This window comes from Saccharopolyspora sp. NPDC047091, from assembly GCF_040643635.1.
GTDB lineage: Bacteria > Actinomycetota > Actinomycetes > Mycobacteriales > Pseudonocardiaceae > Saccharopolyspora_C.
Genome location: NZ_JBEYUS010000019.1, coordinates 56,126 through 69,092, shown reverse-complemented (window position 1 = coordinate 69,092; position 12,967 = coordinate 56,126). Strand labels below are relative to the sequence as shown.

The 12,967-nt window shown below is 71.1% G+C and carries 13 protein-coding genes; 7 read left to right on the top strand and 6 right to left on the bottom strand.

Annotated features, from left to right (window positions below):
- Positions 1-11 precede the first annotated feature (11 nt).
- Complete coding sequence (locus tag ABZ805_RS11540; RefSeq protein WP_358437881.1) at positions 12-914, top strand: M23 family metallopeptidase; 903 nt, start codon at positions 12-14, stop codon at positions 912-914.
- A 121-nt stretch (positions 915-1,035) separates the two neighbouring features.
- On the opposite strand, the gene ABZ805_RS11535 is transcribed toward ABZ805_RS11540, so the two are convergent.
- The 4 genes from ABZ805_RS11535 to ABZ805_RS11520 all read right to left on the bottom strand — a co-directional run bounded on the left by ABZ805_RS11535 (position 1,036) and on the right by ABZ805_RS11520 (position 3,944).
- The gene (locus ABZ805_RS11535; protein ID WP_358437879.1) at positions 1,036-1,854 is read right to left on the bottom strand and encodes a SigB/SigF/SigG family RNA polymerase sigma factor; all 819 of its coding nucleotides are present in this window, start codon (positions 1,852-1,854) and stop codon (positions 1,036-1,038) included.
- Positions 1,851-2,309: an ATP-binding protein gene (locus ABZ805_RS11530; RefSeq protein ID WP_358437876.1), complete on the bottom strand. Its 459-nt coding sequence runs from the start codon at positions 2,307-2,309 to the stop codon at positions 1,851-1,853. The genes ABZ805_RS11535 and ABZ805_RS11530 overlap by 4 nt, the downstream gene beginning before the upstream one ends.
- Positions 2,310-2,559: 250 nt before the next feature.
- Complete coding sequence (locus tag ABZ805_RS11525; RefSeq protein WP_358437873.1) at positions 2,560-3,186, bottom strand: vitamin K epoxide reductase family protein; 627 nt, start codon at positions 3,184-3,186, stop codon at positions 2,560-2,562.
- Positions 3,183-3,944: a thioredoxin domain-containing protein gene (locus tag ABZ805_RS11520; RefSeq protein WP_358437871.1), complete on the bottom strand. Its 762-nt coding sequence runs from the start codon at positions 3,942-3,944 to the stop codon at positions 3,183-3,185. Before ABZ805_RS11520 ends, ABZ805_RS11525 begins: the two co-directional genes overlap by 4 nt.
- Positions 3,945-4,125: 181 nt before the next feature.
- Between ABZ805_RS11520 and ligD the strand changes: the two genes are divergently transcribed.
- Positions 4,126-5,082 (top strand): non-homologous end-joining DNA ligase, encoded by a 957-nt coding sequence (ligD, locus tag ABZ805_RS11515; RefSeq protein ID WP_358437925.1) that lies wholly within the window; start codon positions 4,126-4,128, stop codon positions 5,080-5,082.
- 41 nt (positions 5,083-5,123) lie between these two features.
- Here the strand turns inward: ligD and ABZ805_RS11510 are convergent, their stop codons facing one another.
- Positions 5,124-5,261: a hypothetical protein gene (locus ABZ805_RS11510; RefSeq protein WP_358437869.1), complete on the bottom strand. Its 138-nt coding sequence runs from the start codon at positions 5,259-5,261 to the stop codon at positions 5,124-5,126.
- A gap of 301 nt (positions 5,262-5,562) precedes the next feature.
- Positions 5,563-6,240 (bottom strand): GntR family transcriptional regulator, encoded by a 678-nt coding sequence (locus ABZ805_RS11505; RefSeq protein ID WP_358437867.1) that lies wholly within the window; start codon positions 6,238-6,240, stop codon positions 5,563-5,565.
- A gap of 155 nt (positions 6,241-6,395) precedes the next feature.
- Here ABZ805_RS11505 and ABZ805_RS11500 point away from each other — a divergent pair, with 155 nt between their 5' ends.
- From ABZ805_RS11500 to ABZ805_RS11480, 5 genes are all read left to right on the top strand, one after another.
- Entirely contained in the window at positions 6,396-7,616 is a 1,221-nt protein-coding gene (locus ABZ805_RS11500) for a helix-turn-helix domain-containing protein (RefSeq protein ID WP_358437864.1), read from the top strand.
- A 296-nt stretch (positions 7,617-7,912) separates the two neighbouring features.
- Complete coding sequence (lpdA, locus tag ABZ805_RS11495) at positions 7,913-9,379, top strand: dihydrolipoyl dehydrogenase (protein ID WP_358437862.1); 1,467 nt, start codon at positions 7,913-7,915, stop codon at positions 9,377-9,379.
- A gap of 38 nt (positions 9,380-9,417) precedes the next feature.
- Positions 9,418-10,515, top strand: coding sequence for a pyruvate dehydrogenase (acetyl-transferring) E1 component subunit alpha (gene pdhA, locus ABZ805_RS11490; protein WP_358437859.1), 1,098 nt, complete (start codon positions 9,418-9,420; stop codon positions 10,513-10,515).
- A gap of 95 nt (positions 10,516-10,610) precedes the next feature.
- Positions 10,611-11,606, top strand: a complete 996-nt coding sequence (locus ABZ805_RS11485; protein WP_358437856.1) for an alpha-ketoacid dehydrogenase subunit beta — start codon at positions 10,611-10,613, stop codon at positions 11,604-11,606.
- Positions 11,607-11,698: 92 nt separating this feature from the next.
- On the top strand, positions 11,699-12,964 hold the full coding sequence (locus tag ABZ805_RS11480; protein WP_358437853.1) for a dihydrolipoamide acetyltransferase family protein: 1,266 nt from the start codon (positions 11,699-11,701) through the stop codon (positions 12,962-12,964).
- Positions 12,965-12,967: the final 3 nt, after the last annotated feature.

Sequence of the window (12,967 nt, the reverse complement as noted above, 5' to 3'; positions counted from 1 at the left end):
GAAAGGCGACCATGGCCAAGCACCGCCAGGAGAGCGGCCACACCCCGAAGACCGCTCTCCGGGAGTCCTTGCTGAACTCCTTCCGGCCGCGTTCCGAGCGCGGCAACTCCCGGGTCTCCACCCGGAACAAGATCGCCGCGGCCGTCGTCGCGGCAGGCGCGTTCGCCGCCGTCGGCCAGCCGCTGGCCGCCAACGCGGACAAGAGCGCCGAGAACCAGGCCGTCCGCCCGGTCGCCGACCAGCACGCCGCCGCGCAGCAGCAGCTCGCGGCCGCCGTGAACGGCACCCCCGAGACCGAGGCCGCGGTCCGGCTGCTCCCGCAGCAGTCCCCCGAGCCCGCGCAGGACGAGGCGCAGAAGGTGGCCAAGGGCAAGGAGATCGCCCAGGAGCGGGCCCAGGCCGCCGCCGACCAGAAGGCCGCGAAGGAGGCGGCGGACGCGAAGGCCGCCGCCGCGAAGCAGGCCGAGCTGGCCAAGGAGGCCGCGGTCCCGGCGAAACCGGCCACCGCCCAGCCCGCCAAGGCGAGCAGCGGCTACGTCAAGCCCGCCGACGGCACCTTCACCTCCGGGTTCGGTTCCCGCTGGGGCAGCACCCACAAGGGCATCGACATCGCCAACAACATCGGCACCCCGATCGTCAGCGTCAACGACGGCGAGGTCATCAACGCCGGCCCGGCCAGCGGCTTCGGCCAGTGGGTGCGGGTGCAGCACGACGACGGCACGATCACCGTCTACGGCCACGTGAACACGATCGACGTGAGCGTCGGCGAGCAGGTCAAGGCGGGCGACAAGATCGCCACGATCGGCAACAAGGGCCAGTCCACCGGCCCGCACCTGCACTTCGAGGTGATCCAGGGCGGCAGCAAGATCAACCCGCTGCCGTGGCTGCAGCAGCACGGGATCTCCGTGAAGTGAGTCCCGGAGCCGGGCGGCGCGACCGCCCGGCTCGCCGGGACACCAGACCGGCCGCCCGAGGTTCGGAGTCACCCCCGACCGTGCCCCGGGCGGTCTTCCCACCGGGAAAAGCCGACCCCCGTCAGTCTGTCGTGGACTCGGCGGGGGTTTCGGCGTTCTCCAGCCGTTCGCGCAACCAGCCGAGGGTGCGCGCGAGCAGCCGGGACACGTGCATCTGCGAGATGCCGATCTGCTCGGCGATCTGCGTCTGGGTCATGGACCGGAAGAACCGCATCACCAGGATGCGCCGCTCCCGCTCGTCGAGTTCGGCCAGCAGCGGCCGGATGGTCTCCCGGTTCTCCACTTCGGCCAGTTCGGCGTCGTCGGACCCGATGGCCGCGCCGAGCGGGATCTCGTCCGTGGCGGTGAGCAGTTCGTCCAACGAGGCGCTGCGGTAGGCGTTGCCCGCCTCCAGCCCGCGGAACACGTCGTCCCGGCTGATGCCGAGGTGCTCGGCGAGTTCGCTGGGCGTGGGCGCCCGGCCGAGCTCCTGGGACTGGCGCGCGATGGCGGAGGACACCGACAGGTGCAGTTCCTGGAGCCTGCGCGGCATCCGCACCGCCCAGCCGGTGTCGCGGAAGTGCCTGCGCACCTCGCCCATGATCGTCGGCACCGCGAAGGACAGGAAGTCGACGCCGCGCTCCGGGTCGAACCGGTCCACGGCGTTGATCAGCCCGAGGGTGGCGACCTGGGTGAGGTCCTCCTGCGCTTCGCCGCGGTGGCTGAAGCGGCGGGCGATGTGCTCGGCCACCGGCAGGTGCTCGGTGACCAGCCGGTCCCGCAGCCGCTCCCGGCGAGGGTCGTCCTTCCCCACACCCGCGAGTTCGGCGAACAGGGGCGCCAGTTCGTCGTAGCGTTGATGTCGCGAGTGGGAGGCGTGATCGGAATCCGCCTGCTTCACTCGTGGGTCCGTCCCTTGGTCAGGTCGATGCGGACCAAGTGGCCGGTGCCGGAGTCCGCGTCGGATTCCACCGAGGTTGACACACTGTCGGTCAGCGCGCTGAGCACGCGCCAGCTGAAGGTGTCCTCGCGGGCGCCCTGCCCGCGGTCGCTGCCGACCGCGGCGGAGACGTGCAGCCCCACCTCGTCGGTCTCGAAGCGGCACACCAATTGCCTGCCGTCCGCGGCGAGGCGGATCAGCGAGGAGCACGCCTCGTCCACGGCCAGCCGCAGGTCGGCGATCGAGTCGACGTCGAAGTCGGCGCGCATCGCCAGGTCCCCGGTCACCGCCCGCAGGACCGACAGCTGGGAGGCGTCGGCGGCCACTCGCACTTCGACGACGGATTCGGCGGGGGCGGAGCCGGATCGCGGCGGGGGAGCGGTCCGCTCGCCGCGGGCGGGCTGTGGTGCTGACACTGATACACCTCGCTTTGCGCTGGGGGATCTCGTTCCGGGCCCGGGTTCCGGCACTGCCCGCCGGACTCCGGTTCCCGTTCGCGCACCGGGTTCTGATCGCATCACACGCCCCCTCGTTCGGGTGCGGCCGGTGCCGCCGACCGCCCGGCCGGGTGCTCGCGATTACCACTACTCACCGTCACCTGATACCCGGTGCGGTGGCCGGGCAAACGGGTGTTCCAGCCCGCCGCCGCACCGGGTGCCGGGGCGGCTAGACCAGGCTGGTCCAGTAGTCCCAGAACGCCTGCAGCACGAGTACCACGATCACCAGATACCACACCACCAGCACGAAGCTGTGGAACTTGGCCAGCGCCGCGCCCACCGCTCGTCCACCGCCGAGGTGACCGGAGCGCAGCACGTGCAGCGTGGTGTACCAGAAGATCGGGATGGTGACGGCCCACACGACCATGCAGTACGGGCACAGCGCGCCGATCTCGTACAGGCTCTGCACGATCAGCCAGTGCACGAACACGACGCCGAGCGCGCTGCCCAGCTGGAGGCCGAGCCAGAACCAGCGCGGTGCGGCCAGCCCGGCCAGCAGCGCCGCGCCTGCGGCCATCAACGCCGGGAACGCGGCGACCCCGATCAGCGGGTTGGGGAACCCGAACAGCGCGGCTTGCGCGCTGTCCATCACCGAGCCGCAGGAGATGATCGGGTTCAGGCTGCAGGACGGGACGTAGTTCGGGTCGCCCAGCTTGTTGATCTTCTCGATGGTCAGCGCGAAGGCGCTGACGAGGCCGATCGCACCGCCGATCACGTACAGCCAGCCGAGCCCGCGCGCGGGCGCCTGCCCCGCGGGTGCGAGTTCGGCGGTGCGGGCCTGCTCGGTGGCGGTCACTTCGCCAGCTCCTGGTTCAGCTTGTCCCGCAGCTGGTTGACGACGTCGGCGTAGGTGGTCTTGTCGCCGGTGGTCGGCTCCCACTTCTGGCCGTTGATGAAGAAGCTCGGCGTGCCCTCGACCCCGGCGGTCTTGGCGTCGGCCTGGTCCTTCTTGATCCGGTCGGCGACCTGCTGGGATTCCTCGTCGGACTTGAACTTCGCCATGTCCAGCCCGAGCTGCTGGGCGTGCTGGTCGAAGACCTTCTCGGCGCGGGCCTCGTCGTCGCTGACGTTCTGCCCGTCGGGCGCGACGGCCCAGGCGGAGTAGTCGTCGTAGAGGGCGTGGTACATCTCCTTGTACTTGCCCTGCACGCCCGCCGCTTCGGCGGCCTTCGCGGCGGATTCCGCCAGCGGGTGGGCCTTGGCGATCGGGAAGTTCCGGTTCACGAAGGTGATGCGGCCGGCGAACTCCTGCTCGATCTGCTTCGTGACGCCCGTGTAGTACTGCCAGCAGGCGGGGCACTGGAAGTCGAGGAATTCGGCGACGGTGACCTTGCCGTCCGGGGACTCCGAGAGCTTGTTGCTGTCGGGGTGCGCGACGACGGTGCTGAGGTCGGGCGCACCGTTGCCGCCCTGGCTCGCGTCGTCCTTCTGGCCCGCGGAGTAGAGCAGGATCCCGCCCACCACGAGCAGCGCGGCCACCACGACCACGATGCTCAGGATCATGTTGGTGGAGGGGCCGCTCTTCTTCAGCAGCGGGTTCGTTGTCTTCGGCATCGCTTCGTGCACCTTCGGCGGTCGGCTCGCGCGGGTGTTCCCGCACCTGCGGCAGAGAGATCCAGTTTCCCCCACCAACACGAAAGTGTGAGAGAGCGGGTGGTCACGGGACCGCCATGCCCTCTACGGGTATACCGCATCGGTGACGGAGTCCGACGTGCTCGACCTGGTCGATGCGGGGATGCGCCCGCTGCTGCGGCGGTGGACGGGGGAGTGGCTGCCTCCGGCGCTGGCGACCCGCAGCGACACCCGGTTCTCCGACCCGGACTGGTTGTTCGAGCGCAAGCTCGACGGGGTGCGGGTGGTCGCGACCCGCGCCGGGGGCGCGCCGGTGCTGTGGTCGCGCAACCACAACCGGGTCGACTCGGCCTACCCGGAGCTGGTGGAGGCGCTGGAGTCCCAGCCGGACCGGTTCGTGGTGGACGGTGAGGTGGTGGCCTTCGACGGCGGCCGCACCAGCTTCGCCCGGCTGCAGCACCGGATGCACCTGGCCGATCCGCGGGAGGCCCGGCGCAGCGGGGTCGCGGTGCACTACTACCTGTTCGACCTGCTGGCGATCGGCGACGTGGACGTGACGCGGCTGCCGCTGCGGATCCGCAAGCGGCTGCTGGCCGAGTGCTTCGAGTTCGCCGAGCCGCTGCGGCTCACCGAGCACCGGCGCGGTGACGGCGAGGAGTTCTACCGGCAGGCCTGCGCCCGCGGCTGGGAGGGCTTGATCGCCAAGCGCGCGGACCGCCCGTACCGCAGCGGCCGCACCCGGGACTGGCTGAAGCTCCCGTGCCTGTCGCAGCAGGAGTTCGTCGTCGGCGGGTTCACCGAGCCGAAGGGCGCCCGGTCCGGCTTCGGCGCGCTGCTCGTCGGCTACTACGACGAGGGCGCGCTGCGGTACGCGGGCAAGGTCGGCACCGGCTACGACGAGGCGACGCTGCGGGAACTGCGCGGCAGGCTGGACGCGCTGGCGCGCCGCGAATCACCGTTCGCCGACCGGATCCCGGAGCGGGAGGCGAGGTGGGCGGAACCGGAGCTCGTCGCGGAGGTGGGCTTCACCGAGTGGACGGCGGACGGGCGGCTGCGGCACCCGCGATTCCTGGGGCTGCGCAACGACAAGGCGGCGGGCGACGTGGTGCGGGAGGACTGACCGCCCGCCCCCGGATCCGGAGAGCGGGCGGGCGCGCCCGGTCACTGCGCGACGCTGATCACCGCGTTGTTCTGCTGCACGGCGGGATGCGGTTGCGACCACGCGGCGAGACCGACGGTCGCCAGGACCATCATCACCGTTCCGACAACCGACACGATGGTGCGGCTGCTGATCTGCATGGTTCGCGCCCCGCTTTTCTGGGAGGAGTGGATCTGCTGCTGGTGTCGGCGCCGAGTCCGGGGAGACGCGCGGTTCGCCGGAGCGTCCGCCACCGGGTCGAGACCTGCTGGGGTGGTCCCGATTCGATGGGTGAGGTCGCCGCGAACTCGACTGCCACAGAGCTTGTCGCCGCACTCCCACAATACGTTACGTGGCCGAAATATTCCCTGGTGGCGTGCGTCTCGCCCACGTGGGGGACCGTGCTGCGGCGGCGGTCGCGGAGGGACGCCGAGCCGTTCCCGTTGGTCCCGGGTGGGACGGTCACTGGTCCCAGAAACCCTGCTGGTCCAACTGCCGGACCAGGGTCTGCCCGTGGTGCGCCAGGTGGTCGTGCATCGCCAGCCGCGCCGCCTCCGGATCGCGGTTGTGCAGCGCGCGCAGGATCGCCCGGTGCTCGGAGCCGGTGGTCTCCGCGTGCTCCGAGGTGCTCGCCAGGAGTCTTCGCGGCACGTAGCGGGACGTCAGCTGCACGAACCAGGCGAGCTTCGCCGAATCGGCGATGTCGTAGATGGCGTGGTGGAACCGCAGGTCCAGCTCCGCGGCGTCGCCGATGCCGAACCGGCCGGCGTGCTCCAGCTCGGCCTGCACCTCCTCCAGGCCGGCGAGCTGGCCGACGCTGATCAGCGCCGCGGTGCGCGCCGCCAGCTCGCCCGCGATGGCGGCCTGCACGCGGCTGGTGTCCTCGATGTCCTTGCGGTTCAGCGGGAGCACGGTGAACCCGCGACGCGGCTCCAGCTCGACGAAGCCCTCGCCGCGCAACGCCAGCAGCGCCTCGCGCACGGGGGTGACGCTGACGCCGATCTCCTCGGCGAGCCGCTCCAGGTGCAGGTGTTCGCCCTTGCGCAGCCTGCCGGTCACTATCCGGTCGCGGATCCGGGAGGCCACCTCGTCGGAGAGCTGGGCGCGGGGTCGTCGGTGGGGCAGTCCTGCTCCGGGCATCGCTCTCTCGATCGTCGCCTGATTTCGATCGTCCCTGCTCGATCGTGCTGGGGGTGCGCCGCCGGTCGCGCGCGGCGTTGCTGCTGCGAACTTGATACCAGGCGGGCGGTACGACCGGATCGCTGCTCGTGGTCCGGCGGGTATCGTCGCAGGACGTGGCCGCCGATCCCGCTCGTCCGGTGCCCGATCCGGGGCACGCGATCACGCATTCGCTGGCGGCGGCCCGGCTCGGGGACGCCGAGGCGCTCGCCGGCCGGTTGATGGGCGCGATCTTCACCGACAATCCGGAGTGGACCGACTACCGCCCGGTGCCCCGCGAGGACCTCTACGACGGCTGCCGCCGCTACCTGCAACGGGTCCTGGAGATCCTCAGCGGCGCGGCGGGCGACCCGGACGGCGACGACGTGGCCGCGGAGATCGGCCGCCGCCGCGCCGAGCAGGGCGTGCCGCTGGAGGTCATGCTGCGCACCTTCCGGCTCGGCGGCCGCATCGTGTGGGAGGCGATCGTCGAGCAGGCGCACGCCGATCGTGCCGACCCGGACGTGGTGCTGGGGGCGGCGACGTCGATGTGGACGGTGATCGACGGACTGTCCTCCACGCTGTCCACCTCGTACCGCAACACCGAGCTGGAGCGGCTGCGGCGCGACGACCAGCGCAGGCACGCGCTGGTGGAGGACCTGCTCAGCGGTCGGGCCCGGGACGCCGCGTTCGCGCAGCGGACCGCGAAGGAGCTGGACCTGCCGACCGGCGGCCGCTACCTGGTGGTGGTCGCCGAGATGCGCGGCGACGGCAGCTTCGCGCTCAGCGGCCAGCACGACGCGTTGGGCGGGGTGCACATCCGATCGGTGTGGCAAGTGCGCGCGGACACGCTGGTGGGGCTGGTGGCGCTGGAGCAGCGGGACCCGGCGGGCGCGTTGGACGTGCTGCGGCCGCTGGCGCGCGGCCGGGTCGCGGCCTCGCCGGAGGTGCGCGGGCTCGCCGAGGTGGGGCTGGCCCACCAGCTCGCGGTGACCGCGATGGGCACCGTCCCGCACGGGGCGGCGCAGCTGGTGTCGCTGGACCGGCACTACCCGGAAGCGCTGCTCGTGCAGTCCCCTGAACTGGCACGACGCCTGCTGGACTCGCAGCTGGGCCCGTTGCTGGAGCTGCCGGTGAAGGAGCGGGACATGTTGCTGGAGACGCTGACCGCGTGGCTGGAGGAGAACTGCTCGACCGCGAACGCGGCGCTGCGGCTGCACTGCCACCGCAACACGGTGCTCAACCGGCTGCACCGGATCAGCACCCTGATCGGGCGGTCGTTGCAGGGGCGCGCCGCGTACGTGTCGCTGTCGCTGGCGCTGTCGGCACTACACCTGCGCGACGGACTGCGCGACTGACCCGCGGAACGAATTTTTCGCGTTTTTCCGCTATCCGCGAGGGGCGCGGGTTTTCCAGGTCGTCGCGCGCTAGGATCTCACCGACCGTGAGATTCGATCACCAGAGGTGTTGGCCGAGGCTCGGATTGTGCGAAGTGCACAGCGACCGTCGTTGAAGTCTGGGCGGTCGCGCATAGCGCGGAAGTGGCAGCGCTCACGACACTCAGAGTGAGAATCACCCGATATTCACCCGGCTGCGAACCCGCCCGATGGCGCGGTGTCGTCAGGGCTGGTCCGGCTCGAAGGAGCACATCGAAGTGCAGGAATACGACCTCCTCGTAGTGGGCGGCGGCCCCGGCGGTTACGTCGCCGCGATCCGGGCCGCGCAGCGCGGTCTGAACGTGGCCGTGGTCGAGAAGGAACGGCCCGGTGGCGTCTGCCTGAACTGGGGCTGCATCCCGACCAAGGCGATGCTGCGTTCCGCCGAGGTCTACGAGACGGTGCTGCACGCCGCCGACTTCGGCATCCGCGCGGAGAACGTGGGCCTGGACTACGACGCCATCACCCGCCGCAAGGACGGCGTGGTGAAGGGCCTCACCGACGGCGTCGCCGGCCTGCTCAAGGCGAACGGCGTCACCGTCGTCAACGGCCACGCCAAGTTCACCGGCCCCACCACCGTCGACGTGTACGCGGTCGGCGAGTCGGTGCTCGGCGCGAACGGCCCGCGGTACGCCGCCGAGCCCGCGGGCGACGAGCCCGTCGACCGGATCAGCGCGCGCGACATCATCGTCGCGACCGGTTCGGTCCCGGTCCAGCTGCCGCTGCCCGGCGCGGAACTGCCCGGCGTGATCACCTCCGACGGCGCGTTCGGCCTCACCGAGGTGCCCGGCAAGCTCGCCGTCATCGGCGGCAGCGCGGTCGGCGCCGAGTGGGCGAGCCTGTTCAACGCCCTCGGCAGCGAGGTCACCATCATCGAGATGCAGCCGACGCTGGTGCCCGCCGAGGACGCCGAGATCGGCAAGGCGCTCGGCCGCTCCTTCTCCAAGCGCGGCGTGCAGGTGCTCACCGGCGCCACCGTCTCCAAGGTCGAGGAGGGCGGGAAGGACGCCGCCCTCAAGGTCTCGGTGGACGGCGCGAAGGTCTCCGAGGTCGACGCGGACGTGGTGCTGGTCGGCGTGGGCCGCAAGCCCAACACCGCCGCCCTGGACCTGGCCGCCGCAGGCGTCGAGGTCGACGGCCGCGGATTCGTGCAGGTCGACGACAAGCTGCGCACCAACGTCGAGCACGTCTACGCGATCGGCGACGTCACCGGCAAGGCGCTGCTCGCGCACGTCGCCTCGCACCAGGGCGTCGTGGCCGCCGAGACCATCGCGGGTCACCACGCCTCGATCGACTACAACGTCATCCCGGCGGCGACGTTCACCCACCCGGAGATCGCCAGCGTCGGGCTCACCGAGAAGCAGGCCACCGAGGCCGGTCACCAGGTGGTCGCCGCGAAGTTCCCGTTCGCCGCGCTGGGCCGCGCCCAGACCTTCGGCGACACCGAGGGCTTCATGAAGATCGTGGCGGGGGAGCAGTACGGCGAGGTCCTCGGCGTGCACGTGTTCGGCCCGTCCGCCAGCGACCTGATCACCGAAGGCGCGCTCGCGATCACCTTGGAGGCGACGCTCGACGAGCTCGCCGAGACGATCCACGCGCACCCGACGCTCGGCGAGATCGGCATGGAGGCGGCGATGACCGCCCTCGGCCTGCCGGTGCACACCGCCCCGCCGAAGAAGCGTTGATCCACCCGTTCCGCTCCTCGCACCGAAAGGGTTCCGTGATGGCTGAGACCGCGACCCGCACCAAGCCCGCCACCCGCGCGAAGACGACCCGCCGCAGCACGGCGAAGTCGGCCAAGTCCGGCGCGTTCTCCGGCGAGTCGGCCGAGCTGCTGCGCGGCTACTTCCAGCAGATGACGCTGATCCGCCGCTTCGAGGAGCGGGCCGCGCAGGGCTACACCCAGGCCAAGATCGGTGGCTACTGCCACCTGAACCTGGGTGAGGAGGCCACCGTCGTCGGCCTGATGTCGGCGCTGCGCAAGACGGACCTGCTGTTCACGAACTACCGCGAGCACGGTTACGCGCTGGCCAAGGGCATCGAGCCCGGCCGCGTGATGGCCGAGCTGTACGGCCGCACCACCGGTACCTCCAAGGGCTGGGGCGGCTCGATGCACATGTTCGACGTGGAGGCCGGGCTGCTCGGCGGCTACGGCATCGTCGGCGGCCAGATCCCGCTGGCGACCGGCGCGGCGATGGCGATCGACTACCGCGGTGGCGACCAGGTCGTGATGTGCCAGATGGGCGACGGCACCACCAACATCGGTGCGTTCCACGAGGCACTGAACATCGCGGCGCTGTGGAACCTGCCGGTGGTGTTCGTGGTGGTGAACAACTTCCTGGGCATGGGCACCACGGTGGAGAAGTCCTCCGCGGAGTCGGAGCTGTACAAGCGCGCTTCGGCGTACCGGATGCACGGCGAGCGGGTGGACGGCAACGACGTGCTGGCGGTCCGCGACGCGGCGGCGCGCTTGGTGGAGCGGGCCCGCGAGTCGGGCGGCCCGGCGCTGCTGGAGGCGGTCAGCCACCGCCTCAAGGGCCACTCGGTGGTGGACCCGGCGAAGTACCGCAGCGAGGAGTCGGTGCAGGAGGCCCGCGAGCACGACCCGGTGGTGAACTTCCGGGCGCGGCTGGTCGAGGCCGGTGTGCTCGACGAGGACGGCGCGCAGGAGATCGAGCGGCTCGCGCAGGCCGACGCGGACGCGGCGGTGGCCTTCGCCGACGACAGCCCGCACCCCGAGGTCTCGACGCTGTTCGACTACACCTACGCCACCCCGGTCGCCAACGACTCCCGCCGGCTGCCCGCCGACCCGGTGTTCTGAGGCGACCCGCACCCCTTCCTTTCGAGTCGCCGCGCGGCGCTCGGCGGTGACCCCGCCGGGTGCCGCCGGTGGCATGTCTTCTGGAGAAACGACTCTTGGCCGTCATCACCTACCGCCAGGCGCTGCACGACACCCTGCGCGACGAGATGCACCGCGACGACGACGTGTTCCTCATCGGTGAGGAGATCGGCGTCTTCGAGGGCTCCTACAAGATCACCGCCGGGCTGCTGAAGGAGTTCGGCGAGAAGCGGGTGCGCGACACCCCGATCGCGGAGGAGGGCTTCGTCGGTGCCGCGGTGGGCGCCGCGATGCTGGGGCTGCGCCCGGTCGTGGAGCTCATGACGATCAACTTCTCGCTGGTGGCGCTGGACCAGATCGTCAACCACGCGGCGAAGATCTACGGCATGTTCGGCGGCCAGACCAGCGTGCCGATGGTGCTGCGCACGCCCGGTGGCGGCGGCCAGCAGCTCGGTGCGACCCACTCGCAGAACATCGAGCTGTACTACGCGTTCGTGCCGGGCCTGAAGGTCGTGGCGCCGAGCACGCCCGCGGACGCGAAGGCGCTGCTGCTGGCCTCGATCCGGGATGACGACCCGGTGCTGTTCCTGGAGAACCTGGCGCTCTACAACACCAAGGGCGAGGTCCCGGACCACGTGGAGCCCGCCGAGATCGGCAAGGCCGCGGTGACCCGCGAGGGCAGCGACATCACGATCATCGGCTACTCGCGGATGGCGGGCGTGGCCACCCAGGTCGCGGAGAAGCTGCACGACGAGGACGGCATCAACGCGGAGGTCGTGGACCTGCGCAGCCTGCGCCCGCTGGACCGGGAGACGATCGTGAACTCGGTGCGCAAGACCGGGTGCGCGGTGGTCGCCGAGGACGACTGGCTGACCTACGGGATCGGCGCGGAGATCGCCGCCTCCATCTCGGACGGCGCGTTCGACTACCTGGACGCCCCGGTGCGCCGCGTCGCGGCCGCGGAGGTGCCGCTGCCGTACGCGAAGCCGCTGGAGCGGGCCGCGCTGCCGTCCGCCGAGTCGCTCACGACGGCGGTGCGCGAGACTCTCGACGCCGTCGGCCGCCGCCGCTGAGCTCGACCTGGGTCGTGCGTTCGGGTCGGACCCCGGGAGCCACGACGAGCCGGTTCACCATGAATTCTTGAGAGTTCCCGAGGAATGTGCAGATGACTGAGATCCAGATGCCCCGCCTGTCCGACACCATGGAGGAAGGCGTCATCGCCGCCTGGCGCAAGAAGGTGGGCGATTCGATCGAGCGCGGCGAGGTCGTCGCGGACATCGAGACCGACAAGGCCATCATGGAGCTGGAGGCCTTCGACGCAGGCGTGCTGGAGAAGCTGCTGGTCGAGGAGGGGCAGACGGTTCCGATCGGCACGCCGATCGCCGTGGTCGGCGACGGTTCGGGTGCTGCGGCGGAGTCGGCAGGTGCTCCTGCTCCGGCCGCCGAGAAGCCGGCCGAGGCCGCTCCGGCCGCCGCTCCGGCGGAGGAACCCGCCGAGCCCGCCGCGCCGACGAACGGCAGCTCGGTCGCCGAGGGCTCCAAGCCGAAGGCGTCGCCGCTGGCGAAGGCCGTCGCGAAGGACCTCGGGGTGGATCTCGCCGCGGTGCGGGGTTCCGGTCCCGGTGGCCGGATCATCCGGTCCGACATCGAGGCCGCCGCCTCCTCGGCCCCGGCGGCCGCGCCGGCTCCGGCCGCGCCCGCCGCGGCTCCGGCTCCGGTCCAGCAGGTGGCGACGCCCGCGGACGCGGAGGAGGTGCCGCTGAGCAACATCCGCAAGGTCACCGCGAAGCGGCTCACCGAGAGCAAGCAGCAGGCCCCGCACTTCTACCTGACCAGCGCGATCGACGTGACCGAGCTGGTCGCGTTCCGCGCGACGCTCAACGAGCGGCTGCAGGCGGCGGGCGGCCCGAAGGTCAGCATCAACGACCTGGTGGTGAAGGCGGTCGCCACGGCGCTGCGCGCGAACCCGTCGGTGAACGTGTCCTTCGGCGGCGACAAGCTGATCAAGCACAAGCGGATCAACCTGGGCGTCGCGGTGGCCATCGAGGACGGCCTGATCGTGCCGGTCATCCCGGACGCGGACCGCAAGAGCGTCTCGGAGATCGCCACCGAGGGCCGGGAGAAGGCCGGGCGCGCCCGCGAGGGCAAGCTGAAGCTGGACGAGATGTCCGGTGGCACCTTCACCATCTCGAACCTGGGCATGTTCGGCATCGAGCAGTTCTCCGCGGTGATCAACCCGCCGGAGGCGGCGATCCTCGCGGTGGGTGCGGCGAAGGACGAGCTGCAGCTGCGCGACGGCGAGGTGGTGGCCCGCAAGATCCTGCGGGTGACGCTGTCCGCCGACCACCGCGCGATCGACGGTGCCGTGGGTGCCGCGTTCCTGCAGCAGTTCACCGCGCTGCTGGAGGACCCGCTGCGCATCATCGCCTGACGC

Bases quoted from the DNA above. Each gene is read 5' to 3' on its own strand.
- ABZ805_RS11540 (WP_358437881.1), top strand. From the start codon at position 12: ATGGCCAAGCACCGCCAGGAGAGCGGCCACACCCCGAAGACCGCTCTC.
- ABZ805_RS11520 (WP_358437871.1), bottom strand. From the start codon at position 3,944: ATGCCGAAGACAACGAACCCGCTGCTGAAGAAGAGCGGCCCCTCCACC.
- ligD (WP_358437925.1), top strand. From the start codon at position 4,126: ATGCGCCCGCTGCTGCGGCGGTGGACGGGGGAGTGGCTGCCTCCGGCG.
- ABZ805_RS11510 (WP_358437869.1), bottom strand. From the start codon at position 5,261: ATGCAGATCAGCAGCCGCACCATCGTGTCGGTTGTCGGAACGGTGATG.
- ABZ805_RS11505 (WP_358437867.1), bottom strand. From the start codon at position 6,240: ATGCCCGGAGCAGGACTGCCCCACCGACGACCCCGCGCCCAGCTCTCC.
- pdhA (WP_358437859.1), top strand. From the start codon at position 9,418: ATGGCTGAGACCGCGACCCGCACCAAGCCCGCCACCCGCGCGAAGACG.
- ABZ805_RS11480 (WP_358437853.1), top strand. From the start codon at position 11,699: ATGACTGAGATCCAGATGCCCCGCCTGTCCGACACCATGGAGGAAGGC.